Annotated in this window: 15 protein-coding genes; 3 read left to right on the forward strand and 12 right to left on the reverse strand. The window is 63.2% G+C overall.

The genetic code is table 11. The annotated features are described in order from the left end of the window. The first annotated feature begins 341 nt into the window (after positions 1–341). On the forward strand, positions 342–2291 hold the full coding sequence (locus tag D5400_RS20530) for a M23 family metallopeptidase (protein ID WP_126012253.1): 1950 nt from the start codon (positions 342–344) through the stop codon (positions 2289–2291). 81 nt (positions 2292–2372) lie between these two features. Here D5400_RS20530 and D5400_RS20535 read toward each other — a convergent pair whose 3' ends face one another. The 7 genes from D5400_RS20535 to D5400_RS20565 form a co-directional block, all read right to left on the reverse strand. Continuing rightward, complete coding sequence (locus tag D5400_RS20535; protein WP_425364941.1) at positions 2373–3818, reverse strand: L,D-transpeptidase family protein; 1446 nt, start codon at positions 3816–3818, stop codon at positions 2373–2375. 277 nt (positions 3819–4095) lie between these two features. After that, entirely contained in the window at positions 4096–6708 is a 2613-nt protein-coding gene (clpB, locus tag D5400_RS20540) for an ATP-dependent chaperone ClpB (protein WP_126012259.1), read from the reverse strand. Positions 6709–6925: 217 nt separating this feature from the next. Next, a complete protein-coding gene (locus D5400_RS20545) occupies positions 6926–7882 on the reverse strand; it encodes a DUF4167 domain-containing protein (protein ID WP_126012262.1) in 957 nt (318 codons plus the stop codon). Between the two features lie 301 nt (positions 7883–8183). Continuing rightward, positions 8184–9062 (reverse strand): peptide chain release factor N(5)-glutamine methyltransferase, encoded by an 879-nt coding sequence (gene prmC, locus D5400_RS20550; protein ID WP_126012265.1) that lies wholly within the window; start codon positions 9060–9062, stop codon positions 8184–8186. A gap of 3 nt (positions 9063–9065) precedes the next feature. Next, positions 9066–10145 carry a peptide chain release factor 1 gene (gene prfA / locus D5400_RS20555; protein WP_126012268.1) on the reverse strand — a complete coding sequence of 360 codons (1080 nt, stop codon included), beginning with the start codon at positions 10143–10145 and terminating at the stop codon, positions 9066–9068. A 17-nt stretch (positions 10146–10162) separates the two neighbouring features. Beyond that, positions 10163–12433 (reverse strand): phosphoenolpyruvate--protein phosphotransferase, encoded by a 2271-nt coding sequence (gene ptsP / locus D5400_RS20560; RefSeq protein WP_126012271.1) that lies wholly within the window; start codon positions 12431–12433, stop codon positions 10163–10165. Between the two features lie 114 nt (positions 12434–12547). Further along, complete coding sequence (locus tag D5400_RS20565) at positions 12548–13801, reverse strand: aspartate kinase (protein ID WP_126012274.1); 1254 nt, start codon at positions 13799–13801, stop codon at positions 12548–12550. Between the two features lie 224 nt (positions 13802–14025). Here D5400_RS20565 and ubiG point away from each other — a divergent pair, with 224 nt between their 5' ends. Beyond that, positions 14026–14817 (forward strand): bifunctional 2-polyprenyl-6-hydroxyphenol methylase/3-demethylubiquinol 3-O-methyltransferase UbiG, encoded by a 792-nt coding sequence (gene ubiG, locus D5400_RS20570; RefSeq protein WP_126012277.1) that lies wholly within the window; start codon positions 14026–14028, stop codon positions 14815–14817. 48 nt (positions 14818–14865) lie between these two features. Here the strand turns inward: ubiG and D5400_RS20575 are convergent, their stop codons facing one another. The 4 genes from D5400_RS20575 to D5400_RS20590 all read right to left on the reverse strand — a co-directional run bounded on the left by D5400_RS20575 (position 14866) and on the right by D5400_RS20590 (position 17269). Next, complete coding sequence (locus D5400_RS20575) at positions 14866–15297, reverse strand: DUF1178 family protein (protein ID WP_126012280.1); 432 nt, start codon at positions 15295–15297, stop codon at positions 14866–14868. Continuing rightward, positions 15294–16154, reverse strand: coding sequence for a carbon-nitrogen hydrolase family protein (locus D5400_RS20580; RefSeq protein WP_126012283.1), 861 nt, complete (start codon positions 16152–16154; stop codon positions 15294–15296). Before D5400_RS20580 ends, D5400_RS20575 begins: the two co-directional genes overlap by 4 nt. Positions 16155–16157: 3 nt before the next feature. Then, positions 16158–16418, reverse strand: a complete 261-nt coding sequence (gene grxC, locus D5400_RS20585; protein WP_126013676.1) for a glutaredoxin 3 — start codon at positions 16416–16418, stop codon at positions 16158–16160. Positions 16419–16498: 80 nt separating this feature from the next. Then, positions 16499–17269, reverse strand: a complete 771-nt coding sequence (locus tag D5400_RS20590) for a ComF family protein (RefSeq protein WP_126013679.1) — start codon at positions 17267–17269, stop codon at positions 16499–16501. Positions 17270–17346: 77 nt separating this feature from the next. On the opposite strand from D5400_RS20590, the gene D5400_RS20595 reads away from it, so the two are divergent. Next, on the forward strand, positions 17347–18228 hold the full coding sequence (locus D5400_RS20595) for a methyltransferase domain-containing protein (RefSeq protein WP_126012286.1): 882 nt from the start codon (positions 17347–17349) through the stop codon (positions 18226–18228). 7 nt (positions 18229–18235) lie between these two features. Here D5400_RS20595 and D5400_RS20600 read toward each other — a convergent pair whose 3' ends face one another. Next, a complete protein-coding gene (locus D5400_RS20600) occupies positions 18236–18415 on the reverse strand; it encodes a Flp family type IVb pilin (RefSeq protein ID WP_126012289.1) in 180 nt (59 codons plus the stop codon). Between the last annotated feature and the right edge of the window lie 34 nt (positions 18416–18449).

Consider the following 18449-nt stretch of genomic DNA (forward strand, 5'->3'; position numbering starts at 1 on the left):
ACTCGCTACCAGGCGACGCCCCCCCCTACTCGCTACCAGGCGACGCCCCCGCCCTGTAGGAAGAGGCATCTCGATGACCCCCGTATATAGATACGCGCGCGAACTGGTGTGTGTCATGACGAATGCAGATCGCCGCCGCATCCTTGGCACAATCTTCGTGGATTAGGGTCTCTCTGTCTTCATCGGACGAAGCAACCCGATTCGGCGGTGTCTGGAAGCCGGCATGGCTGACCCCAAGGGTTTGACTTCACGCGTTCGAGAAGGCACAGAAGGTTCGATATCAGAAGAGACTTATGGAGTGGCCCGTCGTGAGGGCCATGGAGCGGGCACGATATCCGGGGATGAGGTCTAGAAGACATTCGACGAGCCAGCTCGGCAACGAGCCGCCGCTAATGGCAGACGGGCGCCGGGCGCCCGACCGTCGCGAGATCTCGCTGCGCTGGCTTTCCGGCACCTTTCTAACAGGCGTGACCTCCTGCGCGCTGATGGGCATTGCGCTTTTCGCAGCCGTGAATGGACGCGAGCAGCTGGCCTTGCCGGCTCAGGCCATGGCGCTCAGCGCCGATGGCGCCGAGACGGCGCGCCGCGATGTGGCGAAAGGTGGCCGCATCGTTGCGTCGCTGGTGCCGTCTCGCCCCAAAGATCGCTCCATCATGGAAGTCTCCACGATGATCCGCGACGGCGATCGGGAAGTGATCCGGCGCAAGCCCTTCGCTCACATTCAGGTGGCCCTGGCAGCAAACCACCAGACCCAGGAAGAGTATCCACCGTTCGATCCACTTGCGATCTTTTCTACGGGCACGGCAGAGGAGGCGCCCGAGGCGGGCGACACGAGCGTCATCTATGGCGCGCAGGTGGAATCGGAAGTCAGCCTACGCACGCGTGACTTCCCGCTCGGCGATAACGAACTTGCCTATGGCGCGGCCATCACCGTTGATGAGGCGGAAGAAACCGTGCGCAGCAACGGATCGATCCTGACGGATGGATCGATCCAGGTGGCGGCGCTGCATTATGTCGATCCGCGCCGCTTCGCCACCGACGGTCTCGATCTGGACTTCAGCGCCAGCCTCAATTCCCGCGTCATCACCGAGAACGTTTCCGTCTCCGTTCAGGCGCCGTTCGATGCGTCGGCGGTCGAATATCTGGAAGACGTCATCACGGTCGGCGAAGAGCGCGAGATCATCGAAGCCATGGCAACGGCCGGCTATGACGACAGCCAAGCCGCCATGGTATCCGGCATTTTCGCCAACCTCGCCGCATCCTCGCGGCTGAGAGAAGGCCATGTGCTTCGGCTCGGCATCGAACAGCGCGGCGAGCAGACCCGCATCGTGCGCGCCAGCATCTACGACGGCACCGAGCATCAGTTGACGCTCGCCGAAAACGATCGCGGCTATTTCGTGCGCGCGGTCGAGCCGGCCAATTCCGAGATCGTCGCTGCCGCCCTCGATACGGATGCGGTTCCGGTCCAGTCGGGCCGTGAGCTTCCGAGTGTCTATGACGGGCTTTACCGCGCAGCGCTTTCCTACGGCATGAATGCCGAGCTGACGTCGCAGATCGTCCGGTTGCTCGCAAGCGACATCGATTTCCAGGCGCGGCTTCGGCCGACCGACCGGCTCGAGGCCTTCTTCTCCGTCGAAGACGAAAGAGGCGAAGCGGGCGATGATTCCGAGCTTCTGTTCGTCAACGCGACGTTCGGCGATCGCTCGACGCGCTTTTACCGTTTCCGCAATCCGGAAGACCAGACGATCGACTATTATGACGAGGAAGGGCGCAGCGTTCGGCAGTTCCTGTTGCGCAATCCCGTCCCGAACGGTCGGTTCACGTCTTCCTACGGCATGCGCCGCCATCCGATCCTCGGCTATAGCCGCATGCATGCCGGCGTCGACTGGGCCGCGCCGAGCGGCACGCCGATTCTTGCCTCCGGCAACGGCGTGGTCGAAAGTGCGGGCTGGCATTCCGGCGGCTTTGGCCGCCATACGGAAATCCGCCATGCCAATGGTTATGTCAGCACCTATTCTCACCAGAGCGCGATCGCCAAGGGAGTAGAGCCCGGCGCGCGGGTGACCCAGGGGCAGGTCATCGGCTATGTCGGCTCGACCGGCCTCTCGACCGGCCCTCACCTCCATTACGAGCTGAGCGTCAACGGCTCCAAGGTCGACCCGATGCGCGTGCGCCTTCCCGATGCGAAGTCGCTGGAAGGCGAGGCGCTTGCCGCGTTCAACCAGGAACGCGAGCGTATCGATCAGCTGATGGAAGCGGACGGGTCGGAATCGGAACTGGCCAGCCGCTGATTTAAAGCGATTTGCTTTTCAAACGCAAAACCGGCGGCCCATGGGACCGCCGGCAGCTTTAGCTCTGGAAATCGCCGCGTCTTACTGGATCGACGGCAACGCGCCCTGCTGGATCGATGGCTGCAGTGGCTGCGGCGCAGTGATCGAGGGCTGCGCGGCCGCGGCAGGTGCCTGTCCCGCGATCGGCTGGGTTTCAGTTTCCGTTTCCGACAGAAGCATGGGCTGATCGTCGACGAACTCGACCACGACACCGCGCTCCACCATGCCGGCGAGTTCACGCGCGTCCCAGTTGGTCAGGCGGATGCAGCCATTGCTTTCCGTCTTGCCGATCGCGGACGGCTCGGGCGTCCCGTGAATTCCATAGGTCGGCTTTGACAGCGCGATCCAGACCGTGCCGACGGGGCCGTTCGGGCCGGGCGGGATGGTCAGGACGCGATCATTGTTGCCCTGCTTGAAGTTGATGCGCGGATTGTAGGTGTAGTTCGGATCGAGCGCGATGCGTTCCACCGTGTGGGTGCCCGATGGTGACGGCGTGCCCTGGGATCCGATCGTGGCAGGATATGCTGCCACAAGAGTGTCGCTCTCATCGTAGGCGAAAACCTGCTTCAGGCTCTTGTCGGCGACGATGCGCGTGACCTTCGCCTTCACGTTGCTGCCCGTGTCCATGACCTTGATGACGGTGCCGGGGCGTGAGAAGTCTGCGTTCGGGTTGATCGCGCGCAAATAGCCCTCGTCCATGTGGAACCGCTCGGCCAGCATTTCAGCCGGCGAGGTGAACGACATGTTTTCCAGAAGCGCCTTTTCCGAATAGTCGGTTGGCACCGAGGCGATGAATGGGCCAGCAACGTCTTCGTTGGTGATCGTGTATTGTTTGATCGGCAGGCCGCCGGTGTCCACCAGACGGTTCATGATGCCGTCGACGTCGTTCGGATCGATCCGCTCTCCGGTTGCCTGTTCGTAGGCGGCCAGTGCCTTGCGCACATTCGAACCGATCTGGCCGTCGATCACGCCGGGAGAAAAACCACGGCGATCGAGATAGACCTGAAGAGCGGCAACTTCGGGCGAGCCGGCACGCGAGGGTGCGGGCGTGGCTGTCGCGGGGCCGCTGGTGCCAGCCGGCGGCGTATAGGGCTGGGGTCCGGAATTGTCATAGCCGGGATTGGACGGCTGGATCGGCTGGCGATCGACCGATCCATAATTCGGCTGCGGCGGGTAATACTGGCCCGGATCCTGCTGCGGAAAGGGCTGATACGCCCGATCGTCATAGCCGTACGGGTCGCGGTAGGGATCAACCCGACCTTCAAGCACAGGCTGGCCGCCATTATAATAGCCGCCGCCATTATAATCTTGGGGAATGCTGCCGGTCACGGGCGCTTGATCCACGGGAGGCACGATCGAGACGACTTCGCCATACTGGTTGAGGAACACCCGGTTGCCGGCATTGTCGATGTATTCGCGAAGCTCCGGCAGCGGCGGGCGGCCATAAGGATCGTAGTACTGCGCGATGGCCGGGGCAGCTGACAGCATCAGCGCCGTTGCGACACAGGAAGAGACGAGCTTCGACACTCCGGTTCCCTCTTTTCTTGCGATGGCCATTCGACCATTCAGCCGTTGTTGAACGGCGATCTCCATATCAACGCAGCAGGCAACGAATCGGTTCGCGCCCACGCGAATGTCTATGATCCCTAGCGTTAATAGTTTGCGCGAAGATGGCGGTTTGAAGATGAACGGTTGCTGAAGCGCGAGCGGCCACACGCAAAAAAAGGCGCCCGACGGAGCGCCTTTTTCTGTCGTTCAAGCGATATCAGGCTGCGATGTTTGCACCCTGTGTCGTGCCGGATGCCCGGAACTGGAGCCGATCAGAGCCAGCGGTGACCTTGATGCGGCTGCCATCGGCAATCTCACCCATCAGGATCTTCTCGGCGAGCGGATCCTGCACTTCCTTCTGGATCACCCGCTTCAACGGGCGGGCCCCATAGGCTGGATCGTAGCCCTTGTTGGCCAGGAACGTCCGAGCCTCCTCGTCAAGTTCGATGGTGATCTTGCGGTCGGCCAAGAGGCGCATCAGGCGCTGCAACTGGATTTCCACGATCTTGCCCATCTCCTGGCGATGCAGGCGGTGGAACAGGATGATCTCGTCGACGCGATTGAGAAACTCCGGTCGGAACGACGCCCGAACGACGTTCATGACGCTGTCGCGTACCTGATCGACATCCTCATCGTCGCCAAGATTGACGAGATATTCGGAACCGAGGTTCGACGTCATGATGATCATCGTGTTGCGGAAGTCGACGGTTCGACCCTGGCCATCGGTCAGGCGGCCGTCGTCCAGCACCTGCAAAAGCACGTTGAACACATCGGGATGCGCTTTCTCGATCTCGTCGAATAGCACGACCTGATAGGGACGCCGGCGTACGGCTTCCGTCAGCGCGCCGCCTTCCTCGTAACCAACGTACCCGGGAGGTGCTCCGATCAGCCTTGCAACCGAGTGCTTCTCCATGAACTCCGACATGTCGATGCGCACCATCGCCTGGTCGTCGTCGAACAGGAAATCGGCAAGTGCCTTGGTCAGCTCCGTCTTGCCGACGCCGGTAGGGCCGAGGAAGATGAAGGAGCCGAGCGGCCGGTTCGGGTCCTGCAGCCCCGCGCGGGCACGGCGAACGGCTTTCGAAACCGCCTGCACGGCTTCGCCTTGGCCGACGACGCGCTTGGCGAGTTCGTCTTCCATGCGCATCAGCTTGTCGCGTTCGCCTTCCAGCATCTTGTCGACGGGAACGCCCGTCCAGCGCGACACGATATGGGCGATGTGATCAGGCGTAACCGTCTCTTCCATCATGCCGGCGGCAACGGTGTCACCTTTTTCTTCCGCTTCGACGAGCCGCTTTTCGAGTTCCGGAATGCGCCCATAGGCAAGCTCGCCGGCGCGCTGGAATTCACCGTTGCGCTGCGCGATCGCCAACTCGTTGCGTGCTTCGTCCAGTTCGCGCTTGAGGTCGGCGGCCAGACCAAGCTTCTGCTTTTCAGCCTGCCAGCGCGCCGTCAGCGTGTCGGACTTTTCTTCCAGTTCACCGAGATCCTGCTCCAGGCGCTCGAGCCGGTCGCGCGAGGCCTGGTCGGTTTCCTTGCGCAGGGCTTCACGCTCGATCTTGAGCTGGATGATCCGGCGATCGAGTTCGTCGAGTTCTTCTGGCTTGGAATCCACCTGCATGCGCAGCCGGGCCGCCGATTCATCGACCAGATCGATCGCCTTGTCCGGCAGGAAGCGGTCGGTGATGTATCGGTTCGACAATGTTGCGGCCGAAACGAGTGCACTGTCGGAAATGCGCACCTTGTGGTGCTGCTCGTACTTTTCCTTCAGGCCGCGCAGGATGGAGATCGTGTCTTCCACCGTCGGTTCGCTGACGAAAACCGGCTGGAAACGACGGGCGAGCGCCGCATCCTTTTCCACGTGCTTGCGATATTCATCGAGCGTGGTCGCGCCAACGCAATGCAGTTCGCCGCGCGCGAGAGCAGGCTTCAGCAGGTTCGACGCATCCATCGCACCTTCTGTCTTACCGGCGCCCACCAGCGTGTGCATCTCGTCGATGAAGAGGATGATGTTGCCATTGGCTGACTGCACCTCGGTCAGGATGGCCTTGAGGCGCTCCTCGAACTCGCCGCGATATTTCGCGCCGGCAATGAGTGCGCCCATGTCGAGCGCCAGCAACTGCTTGTCCTTCAGCGATTCCGGCACGTCGCCATTAACGATGCGCAGCGCCAGACCTTCGGCGATCGCGGTCTTGCCGACGCCGGGTTCACCGATCAAAACCGGGTTGTTCTTGGTGCGGCGCGACAGGACCTGGATGGTGCGGCGGATTTCATCGTCGCGGCCGATCACCGGGTCGAGCTTTCCCTCGCGGGCATTGGCCGTCAGGTCGAGCGTGTATTTCTTCAGCGCCTCGAAGCTGTCTTCGGCCGATGCGCTGTCTGCCTTGCGGCCCTTGCGCGCGTCGTTGATGACATCGTTCAGCGCCTTGGCGGTAACGCCTGCCTGCTTCAGAATGTCCGCGGTCTTGGCACTGGTCTCGATTGCCATTGCGAGCAGAAGCCGCTCGACGGTGACGAAGCTGTCGCCGGCCTTCTTGGCGGCATCTTCGGCTGTCTGGAAGATCTTCGCGAGCGGCTGCGCGAGATAGACCTGGCCGTTGCCGCCGGTGACTTTCGGCAGTTTGGCGAGCGCGGCCTCGACGGCCAAGCGCGCGTCTTTCGGACGGCCGCCGGCGCGCTCGATCAGAGCCGATGCCATGCCTTCGCTGTCGTCCAGAAGCACCTTGAGGACATGTTCGGGCGTGAATTGCTGGTGACCTTCGGCCAGGGCGTAGGTTTGGGCGGACTGCAGAAATCCGCGGACCCGCTCGGTGTATTTTTCGACGTTCATGTGCGCATCTCCATTGTCGACCTCGCCTTCTCGAAGCACGAGGACACGGTTTGCGATCGGCTCCCAGTTCGGCAAGCCGTTTCCCGATGCATATGGGAAGCCGGTGACCACGCTGAAAGAGGACGCGGCTCCGCAAAATGACATCGATCAAACGCGCATGAAAAAAGCCGCCGGACGAGGTCCGGCGGCTCATGATTAGCGTCGTTTCTGGCGGCGATTATTCGCCGGGCACTGCCACCGCTTCGGCGGCGCCTGCTTCCGGCGCATCACCGCTTTCGTCAGCCTTGGCGCGTACCCGCTTCGGGCGTGCTGCGGCGACGCGACGGCGTGGGGCGCGCTTCGGAGCCGCACCATCCGCGTTCTCGTCGTCGGTTGATGCTTCGGCTGGCGCTGCCTCGATCTCCGGCTGAGGACCGGTGCCTGCGGCAACGGCTTCCACCGGAGCCTTCGGCGTCTCGTCCGTCGGCTGGCCGGTCGCCTCTTCCGGCTGGGCTACCGCAGTCTCGCGACGTTCGCGACGTCCCTCGCCATCCTGCTGGCCTTCGCCACGCTCGCGACGCGGCCCGCGTTCTGCCCGATCCTGGCGCTCTTGGCGTTCTGGGCGCTGCGCGTTCGGCTGACGACCTTCGCGGCCATCCTGACCTTCACGCGCTTCGCGGCCCTCTCGATTGTCACGACCTTCGCGGTTGTCACGGCCTTCCCGGTTGTCGCGCTGCTCGCGGCCTTCGCGATTATCGCGATTTTGCTGCGGCTGAGCCTGGGGCTGACGATCATCCTGGTCGTTCTCGCGATAGCCGCCCATCTGCGGCTGATCATCATCGTCGTCACGGTCATTGTTGCCGTCGCCGCCGAAGTCGCGCTCATTGCGCTGGAAGCGTTCCTGCATCTGGGCCTGGGCCGCCGCGATGATGCGGTTGTAATGCTCTGCATGCTGGAAATAGTTTTCAGCCATCACGTTGTCGCCAACGCTCTGCGCGTCACGGGCAAGCGTCGCATACTTCTCGGCGATGTGCTGCGCTGTACCGCGAATCTTCACATCGGGGCCAGTGCTGTCATAGGAGCGCGAGAGCGGATTGCCGCCTTTGCGGTTGTTGTTGCCGCCATTATTGCCGCCACCGCCGCCGCCACCGTTGTTGCGGCCGCGTCCGCGCTGCTTCTGCTGTCCTGACCTCATGAGTGGATTCCGATTTCCCTTGGTTGGCTGGTCTTTCCGCCATCGTGCATGTTCGGCACTGGGCGCGCCGATGCACTGAGCGCCGCGATCAAGACGCGTCACATCCGCGAACTTGTCGACGATTGGGGTTAAACAGATTCAAGCACCAGAGGTCCTGCGACGATCGCACCTGCGATACCGGGAACGCGCCCATTACGGGCTGGCCCTTGACCGAGACCTGCTGCCTAATGCTCGTTGGAACCTATAGTGCTTTGTATGCGATTCCAAGCCCTTTCTCAGCGCAGCAACATTCCACGGTTGTTCATGCAGCGTCCCGGGCGAAGATCAGAGCGCGGTCGTTACCGCCGAGATCCTTGAGCGCACTGAGCCTCGCCAGCCCCGCCTCCTCGAAAAGCGCCGTGACGTCTTCGCGCTGGTCGAACCCGATTTCGAGACCGACCATCCCGCCCGGCGCGAGATGATCGTTCGCGCTTGCGGCAATGGCACGGTAGGCGTCGAGCCCATCCAGACCGCCATCCAGGGCCAGAAGCGGATCATGCTCGCGCACTTCGACCGCGAGTTCGCCGATCACGGACGTCCTGATATAGGGCGGATTTGACACAATGATGTCGAACAGCCCTTCGACCGGCGCGAACCAGCTGCCTTCGAGCACCGCGAACCGATCGCCCAGCCCCAGTGCCGCGGCATTGGCGCTCGCCGTTTCGAGCGCATTCGCCGAGACGTCCGTTGCGACGGCAGTGGCGCGTGGATCTAGGGAGAGCAGCGCAAGCGCCAGCGCGCCGGCTCCTGTTCCAAGATCGAGGATGCGGCACGCGCCCTTCTCGTCGATGATCCGGCGCAGATACGGCACAAGGGCCTCCACGAGCACTTCGGTATCCGGTCGGGGTTCCAGCGTCTCTGCCGAAAGGCCAAGCTGCAGACCATAGAACTCACGATGCCCGAGAATGCGGTGTACGGGCTCGCCGTGCAGCCGGCGTTCCATGCGCGCATTGACGACATCGAGCCGTGCAGGATCGACCGGCTCGTCGGGACGGGTCACCAGATCCGTCAGGCTGATGCCCAAAGTCTCGAGGAGAAGCAGTCGCGCATCGTCACGCGGCGTTGGCAGCCCCGCCGCCTCGAACCTTTTGCGCATCTGCTTCTGCAGGGCGGAAAGCGTCATGGCGGCGGCCTCGGCCATCGATCAGTTGGCCTCGCTCAGCGATGCGAGCTGACCGGCCTGATAGTCCGCAATGAGCGCATCAACGACTTCGTCGATCTCGCCGATCATCATGCGATCGAGCTTGTAGAGCGTCAGGTTGATGCGGTGATCCGTCACCCGCCCCTGCGGGAAATTGTAGGTGCGGATGCGCTCGGATCGGTCGCCCGAGCCGACCTGGCTTTTGCGCGAAGCCGAGCGTTCCTGGTCGGCGCGCTGGCGCTCCATGTCGTAAAGGCGCGCTTTCAGCACCTGCATGGCCTTGGCACGGTTCTGGTGCTGCGATTTCTCCGACGACGTGACGACGATGCCGGTCGGCAAATGCGTGATGCGCACAGCGGAGTCCGTCGTGTTGACGTGCTGGCCGCCAGCACCCGACGAGCGCATCGTATCGATGCGGATGTCTTCGTTGCGGACCTCGATGTCGATGTCCTCGGCTTCCGGCAGCACGGCGACAGTCGCCGCGGAGGTGTGGATGCGCCCACCGGATTCCGTTTCAGGAACACGCTGCACACGGTGCACGCCGGATTCGAACTTGAGACGCGAGAACACGCCTCGGCCGGAGATCGTGGCGATGATTTCTTTAAACCCGCCGGCTTCGCCTTCGCTTGCCGACAGCACTTCGACCTTCCAGTTGTGGTCGGCGGCATAGCGCTCATACATCCGGAAGAGATCGCCCGCGAAAAGCGCGGCCTCGGAGCCGCCGGTGCCGGCGCGGATTTCGAGGATCGCGCTCTTTTCGTCCGCCGCATCTTTCGGCAGCAGCATGATCTGCATATCGGCGGCGAGCGCCTCGATACGATCGCGCACGTCGGGGTAATCCAGCTCGGCCATTTCCCGCATTTCGCGATCGGTGGCCTTGTCGGCAAGCAGGGTGTCGAGATCCTCGAGCTCGGCCGTCGCCTTCTCGTATTCGCGGATCTTGGCGACCACCGGACCAAGCTCGGCATATTCGGACGCGAGCTTGACGTAAACGTCGGAGTCCGGCCCCGCCGCCATGCGCGCCTCGATCTCGCTGTAACGGCGCTCGAGCTCGCGCATCTTCTCGATCGGCAAAACTGCCATCAGTCACCCTAATTCGGTCAAAGCGGAATCGCGTTATTTTCGGCAAACTCGGTGAGGAGCTCGCGCATTGGGCGCGTGTCGGGCCCGCTCTCCTCAAGCGCCTTTGCCATTTCCGTCCGCAGCTGGCCGGCGTCGAGCGCCAGCAGCATCGACTTCACCGGACCGATACCGGCCGGTGACATGGATATGGAGCGGAAACCGAGCCCGATCAATGCCATCGCGCCAAGAGGCTTCGCCGCCATTTCACCACAGAGGGTGACCGGCGTGTCGTGACGGTTGCTCGCTTCCACGATCTGGCGCAACACACGCAGGAACGGGCGGCCGAGATTGTCGAAGCGATCGGCAACGCGCGCATTGCCGCGATCCACCGCAAAGGTGAACTGGAACAGGTCGTTGGAGCCGACCGATACGAAATCGACCGTCGCCATCAGTTCATCCAGTTGCCAGAGCAGGCTCGGCACTTCCAGCATGGCACCGAAGCGCAGCTTGCGTGGCAGGTCATGGCCGAAGCGGGAGAGATGGCGCACTTCGCGGTTCAAAAGCTCACGCGCCTCGCGGATCTCGCGGACTTCGGTGACCATCGGGATCATCAGCCGCAATTCGCGACCGGCAGCAGCGCGCAGAAGGGCGCGGAATTGGGTGCGCAAGAGACCGGGACGATCGAGCGACAGGCGGATGGCCCGCCAGCCAAGAGCAGGGTTCTCCTCCTCCGCTCCGCGGAAATAAGGCACGACCTTGTCGCCGCCGATATCGAGCGTGCGGAAGGTGACCGGCTTGTCGCCCGATTGCCGGAGGACGTTGGTGTAGAAGCGCTCCTGATCGTCCGCCTTCGGCATGGTGGACGAGATCATGAACTGCAGCTCGGTCCGGAAGAGGCCGATGCCGCCGGCGCCGGAATCCTCGATCTGCGGCAGGTCGACGAGCAGGCCGGCATTCATCATCAGGTCGACACGGGTGCCGTCCTTCGTGACCGGCTCGACAGCCCGGAGTTCGCGGAAGCGTTCCTGCCTTTTTGCCCGGAAGCGGACCTTTTCGGCGTAGGCCTTCTCAAGGTCCGGCATCGGGCGCAGATGCACCTTGCCGTCTTCGCCGTCGACGATGATGGCATCGCCGTTTTCGGCAAGCGAAACGACGCCGGTTGCCTGGCCGACGACCGGAATGCCCATGGCACGCGCAACGATCACCACATGGCTCGTGATCGCACCGTCTTCCAACACCAGGCCGCGGATCTTGGAGCGGGTGTAATCGAGCAGTTCCGCCGCACCCATGCCGCGCGCCACGATGATCGCGGCATCCGGAAACCCCTCTGCCGTAGACGGGCCGGAGCGACCGATCAGCTGGCGCAGGAGACGGTTGGCAAGATCGTCGAAATCATGCAGGCGCTCGCGCAGATAGGGGTCCGACAGGTGCATCATGCGCGCGCGCGTGTCGCTCTGCACCTTTTCCACCGCCGCTTCCGCCGTCAGGCCGTTGCGGATCGCCTCTTCCATCTTCCGCACCCAGCCCCGGTCATGGGCGAACATGCGATAGGCTTCCAGCACTTCGCGGTGCTCGCCTTCCATGGACACGTCGCGGCGAGACAGCATGTCGTCGATGGAGATCCTGAGCGAGCCCAGCGCCTCGTCGAGGCGCTTCAGCTCCAGATCCATGTCGTCATTGAGCAGGTTCGTGACGACCACGCGCGGCTCGTGCAGCACGACATAGCCAAGGCCGATCCCGTCGCCATAGGCATCGCCATCGATTGAGATGGGCCTGGAGAGGTCCAGTTCCATGCCCGGACGGGTGATCTTCTTCAGCTCGCCCGTGGCGACCATCTCGGCGAGGACCATCGCCGTCGTCTCGAGCGCCTCGACCTCGTCGTCGCGATAGTTGCGCCGGGCCTTGTTCTGCACGACGAGAACACCGAGCGAGCGTCCGGCCCTCAGGATCGGCACGCCCATGAAGGAATGATAGACCTCTTCGCCCGTCTCCGGCAGATAGGCGAAGGCCGGGTGGGATTGGGCGTCGGAGAGGTTGAGCGGCCGCGCACTGGCCGCGATGGTGCCGACGAGACCCTGCCCCATCTTCAGCTGGGCAAGGTGGACGGCGTCGGGATTAAGACCTTCGGTGGCGTAGAGCTCCAGCACGCCGTCGGCACGCAGCACGTAGAACGAGCACACCTCGGCGACCATGTTCTGCGCGATCTGGCGCACGATCTGGTTCAGGCGTTCCTGCGGGCCGAGCGGCTCCGCCATCAGTTCGCGCAGCCGCCGCAACAGAACGCGCGGACCCGCAGACAGGTCTCTCATTGCGTGTTGGCTCCCACTCTCCATGGCGCCGCCTACGGCGTGCCACCCCGGCGCGCCTTATCGATACCGCGTGGCCGCGGCCTCACCTCCAGCACGAATCCCCATATGCTGTCTTTAACCTTTATCGAGACCGTAGACCGAATGCAAAGTCCGCACGGCCAACTCGGCATAGGGGCTGTCGATGAGGATGGAGATCTTGATCTCTGACGTGGTGATCGCCTTGATGTTGATGCCCTTTTCAGCCAGCGCTCGGAACGCGGTTGCCGCCACGCCGGCATGGCTGCGCATGCCGATGCCGATGACCGACACCTTGACCAGGCCCGCTTCGCTCTGGATCGCGTCGTAACCGATCTTCGACCGCTCGCGATCGAGCACGGCGAGCGCCTTCTCGATATCGCCGGTCGGCACCGTAAAGGTCATGTCGGTGCGCGAACCATCCTCGGAGATGTTCTGCACGATCATGTCCACATTGATGTGGCTCTCGGCAAGCGGCCCGAAAATGGCGGCCGAGACGCCAGGACGGTCGGCAAGCCGTCTCAGCGAGATCTGCGCTTCATCCTTGGCATAAGCGATACCGGTGACGACTTCCTGTTCCACGATTTCTTCCTCGTCGCAAATCAGCGTACCGGGTGGATTGTCGAAATCGCCCATGCCCGGTGCATCGGGGTCATCGAAACTGGAGCGCACGAAAGTGCGCACCTTGTGGACCATGGCCAGCTCGACGGAGCGGACCTGCAGAACCTTGGCGCCGAGGGATGCCATTTCCAGCATCTCCTCAAACGCGATCTTCTTCATGCGACGGGCCTTGGGCTCGACGCGCGGATCGGTGGTGTAGACGCCGTCCACGTCGGTATAGATGTCGCAGCGGTCGGCCTTGATGGCCGCAGCAATGGCGACGGCGCTCGTATCGGAACCGCCGCGCCCGAGCGTGGCGATGCGATTGTCCGGCCCGATGCCCTGGAAACCAGCGATGACGGCAACTTGGCCCTCGCTGAAGCGGCGGATGAGCTCCGTGCCGTCGATCTCCATGATCCGCGCGGCGCCATGGGCGTTATCGGTGCGGATCGGGATCTGCCAGCCCATCCAGGAGCGCGCATTGATGTCCATCGACTGCAGCGTGATCGCCAGCAGTCCAGCGGTAACCTGTTCGCCGGACGCAACGACCGCATCATACTCGCGCGCGTCGTGCATTGGTGATGCGCCGCGCGTCCAGGCAACGAGCTCGTTAGTCTTGCCGGCCATGGCAGAGACGACCACGGCCACATCGTGGCCGGCGTCGACTTCGCGCTTCACGTGGCGCGCGACATTGCGGATGCGGTCGAGATCGGCAACGGATGTTCCGCCGAACTTCATGACGATACGTGCCATCGGCGGTATCCGAGCTCCGATTGAGGATCAGGGGAAGGGTCGTTCGAGAGCGGCCTCTCCCGCCAAGGCCGCCTGAAAACGCGGCTCTCATAACGCAAGTGCAGGCGAGCCGCAACGGGCGAGCGGCGCAGATGGGCGGCTTAACCCAGGCATTCGAAGCTGGCGGTGCTTGACATCTTCCCATGCGCGCCCGACTTGGCACTCAAGAACAAGGAGAACGCGCCATGACGATCGCAGCCGAGGACAAGAACGGTGACAGCCGTCAATCCAGCATCGACCAGGCCGAGGTCGACCGCTTCTCGGCGCTTGCGCGTGAATGGTGGAACCCGACCGGCAAGTTCAAGCCGCTGCACAAGTTCAACCCGGTGCGCCTCACCTACATTCGCGACCAGGCGAGCCTGCATTTCGGGCGTGATGCGCGCTCGTCGAAGCCGCTTCAGGGCCTGCGCGTGCTGGACATCGGCTGCGGCGGCGGACTTCTGTCGGAACCGATGGCGCGCATGGGCGCGGAGGTCGTCGGCGCCGATGCTTCGGCAACGAACATCGAAGTTGCCAAGATCCACGCGGCCCAAAGCGGCGTTTCGGTCGACTATCGCGCGGTGACGGCCGAGCAGCTTGCCGCCGAAGGCGAGACCTTCGACATCATCCTCAACATGGAAGTCGTCGAGCACGTCTCGGATGTGAATTTCTTCATGACGACCTGCGCCTCGATGGTGCGCCCGGGTGGCCTGATGTTCGTCGCCACCATCAACCGCACGCTGAAGGCCGGTGCACTCGCGATCGTCGGCGCCGAGTACGTGCTGCGCTGGCTGCCGAAGGGCACGCACCAGTATGAGAAGCTCGTGCGACCCGAAGAGCTGCAGCGTCCGATCGAAGCTTCGGGAATGAACCTCATCGATCGGACCGGCGTCTTCTACAGCCCGCTCAGCGACAGCTGGAACCTGTCGCGCGACATGGACGTCAATTACATGGTGCTGGCCGAGCGACCAAAGGTGGCAGCGGCTTCAGCGGTCTAAATCGAGCTCACGCGTTCGGAACCGGCGACCAGTTCACCCGGATACGCTTCAGTTCGCGTCATCTGGAAAATGGGGAAGGGGTGCAACGGCGATGCCCTCCTCCAGAAGTGCTCGCGCCTCGTCGGGCGCGGCCCGTCCGATGATGCCGCGCTCTTCCGTTTCGCCGTAGTGGATCTTGCGGGCTTCTTCCGGGAAGCGATCGCCGACATCTTCCGACGACGACCGGATCGCACTCACCATCTCGCGGATTTTCTTCAGCTTCTCGGCCTGTTCGGCGCTCATCGCCAGCGGCTGCATCGCGCCGTCCGCCTTGCGTGTGCCGGTTACCGCCGGGGCCATCAAGGCTTTCGTGACATTGGTGGAGCCGCATTGCGGGCATGAGACGAGATTGCGTGCTGACTGATCGTCATAATCCGCACTCTTGGCGAACCACGCCTCGAATGCGTGGCCCCGGTCGCAACTCAAGGCAAATTTGATCATGCGGTTTGTCGCTGCTCGGCCGAATGGACTGCGGCTGCATTCTGATAGCCGCGCGCGTTCTTTAGATTGGGGATTTTGGCCCGGGCCGCCGCAACAGTCGCAGGGTCGATCTCGGCGACGATGACAGCCGGCTCGTCGTGATCGGCCTCCGCGATCACGCGGCCCCACGGGTCGATGATCACCGAGTGGCCATAGGTCTCGCGACCATCTTCGTGGAGACCGCCCTGCGCCGCCGAAATTACATAGGCACCGTTCTCGATAGCGCGGGCGCGCTGCAGCACATGCCAATGCGCCTCGCCCGTCTGGCGCGTGAAGGCAGCGGGCGCCGTGAGCACTTCAGCCCCTGCCAACGCCAGATCCCGGAACAGATGCGGAAAGCGGATATCGTAGCAAACTGCGAGCCCGATGCGCGCAAAGGGCAGATCGACCAGACAGCTTGCCTCGCCGGGTCGATAGACCGCGCTTTCCCGCCAGCTCTCGCCATTGTCGAGATCGACGTCGAACATGTGGATCTTGTCGTAGCGTGCGGCGATCGCGCCATCCGGGGCGAGGACGAACGCGCGGTTGGCGACCTTGCCGTCACCGAGCGCGATGGCCGTCGAACCGATGTGCAGATGCACCGCGTGGCGCTTGGCAAGCTCGGCGGCTGCGGCGACCACACCATCTTCCGCCTCAGGCTTCAGCTGCTCGAAAAGACGCGCGCGATCCTTCTGGATCATGCCGGTCATCTCGGGGGTCTGCACGTAGGACGCGCCGGCTGCAGCCGCCTCCCCCACCAGACGCCGCAGCGTCTCGATGTTGGCGCCAGGCTCCGTGCCGGAGCGCATCTGGACGGCGGCGGCCTTGAAACTTGCCATGGATCAGCCTGCCTTCAACATCGGATCGAGCTTGCCATCGTGCTCCAGCGCATGAAGATCGTCGCTGCCGCCGACATGAACGTCGCCGATGAATATCTGCGGGAAGGTGGCGAGGCCGTTGGCCTTCTGAATCATTTCCGCCCGAAGCTCCTTCGAAAAAGTCGCATCTCGTTCTTCAAACGCCACGCCCTTGCTCTCCAGCAGCCGCTTGGCGGCACTGCAGAAGCCACAGAACTGGCGGGTATAGATGACGACTGGCGGCATGATGCACTCCGGCTTTGCTTGCGTGTCAGCTTGGATATAGGGGGCAGCCGCCCTGCACTGCAAGGGATCGGCGCCAGGCATCATGGATCTGGAACCCGCGCGAAGGTCAAAACCGTCACATCGGCCACGCCGGCACGCTTCAAGGCGCGTGCGGCGGCGTTGACCGTCGCACCGGTCGTATAGACGTCGTCGACCAGCAGAACCCGTTTCCCGGTGACGTCGGCCTTGACTGCGTCCGGCACGACGAACGCACCCCGCACGTTGCGCTGGCGGGCTTTCTCGCCGAGGCCGACCTGCTGCCTCGTCTGGCGGCGGCGCACGAGCAAGCCGATCCCGTGCGGCTTTCCCGTGAGCCTCGCCAAAGCCCGCGAGAGTTCCGCCGACTGGTTGTAGCGTCGTGACAGGAGCCGAAGGCGATGCAGTGGGATCGGCACGATGACGTCCGCCTTTTCGACCAGTCCATCCCCGGCACGCACCATCCACGCGGCCATGATGGAGGCGAGATCGAGACGATCATTGTATTTCAGGCGGTGCACGAGGCTTGCGGCAATATCCCCATAGAGCATCACGGCACGCGCCCGGTGGTAATCCGGAGGCTCGGCCAATGCCGCAGGCGAGATCGCGCCCTCGCCTTGATCGTGCGCAAAAGGCACGCCCAGGACCTCACAGTAGGGACGTTCGATGAACTCGGCCCCCGACCAGCATGTGGGGCACAGCCCGCCATGGCGGGCCATGATGACCGAGCAGCCGAGGCAGACGGGCGGATAGACGAGCGACAGCAGACGCGACCAGAGCGCGCCAACCTGTTTGCGCACCGCTGAAACCTGGCCCGGAGGATCGATCGTCACCATCTTTCCAGGATAGCGAAACGGCGACACGCGGTATACGGGGGTTGCCTTAAGCACGTGCAACCTGAGACAGGCGACGGATGACCGACCAATCCCTATTCGATCAGGCATTTCTGGCGCTGCAACGCCGCCGGGCGCGCGCCAGAGCGACCGAGGGTGCCGACTTCCTGCTGCGGCACGTCGCCGAGGATCTGGCTGAACGGCTGGCAGCCGTGAGCCGCCGGTTTTCCGTCGCCGTTGAACTGCATGGGCACACGGGGATCGTGGGTGAGCGACTTCTTTCGAGCGGCAGCATAGACCGGCTTATCCGCATCGAAACGGATCCGCTTTTGATCGGGCAATCGGACGGCAAGGTCGCCTCGCTGGAAACCGTGCCGCTGGAACCCGAGACGGCCGACCTGATCGTATCGCCGCTGTCGCTGCACCTCACGCAGGATACACCGGGCGTCCTCATTCAGATCAACCGTGCCCTGAAGCCCGACGGCCTCTTTCTCGGCGCCATGCCCGGCGCCGGCACGCTTGGCGAGCTGCGTGAGGCGCTGATCGCGGCTGAAAGCGAGCTTTCGGGCGGCGCCGCGCCGCGCGTGATCCCGTTTCCGGACATCCGCGACGCCGGTGCGCTGATGCAGCGGGCAGGTTTTGCGCTGCCGGTGACGGATGTGGACACGCTGACCGTGCGCTATTCCGACATGTTCGGGCTGATGCGGGATTTAAGGGCGATGGGCATGGCGAACCCGCTTTCAGGAAGAAGCCGCCGCCCCGCTTCGCGGGCGCTTTTCCTGCGTGCTGCCGAACTTTATGCGGAGCGGTTTTCAGATCCGGACGGGCGCATCCGCGCAACGTTTCGCATCATTCACATGTCCGGCTGGCGTCCGCATGAGAGCCAGCAAAAGCCAGCGCGCCGGGGTTCAGCGACGGTCAGCCTTGCAGATATCTTGAAATCCACGTCCGGCGAATATTGAGCGCGTGCTATTCGCCGCTCATGGCGTCGACGACTTCGTTGGCAACATTGCCATAGAGGTTCTGAACGCTGAAGCCGGTTCCGGAAACGCCACCGATGACGGCGATGGAAAGTAGTCCCGCGATCAGACCATACTCGATAGCCGTCGCGCCACTTCGCTCGCTCCAGAAACGCTTGAGGATCGTCATGTCAGCTCGGCCTCTTGGCTTGGCCGGTCGGTGG

Origin of the sequence: Georhizobium profundi (assembly GCF_003952725.1) — a bacterium.
Lineage (GTDB): Bacteria > Pseudomonadota > Alphaproteobacteria > Rhizobiales > Rhizobiaceae > Georhizobium > Georhizobium profundi.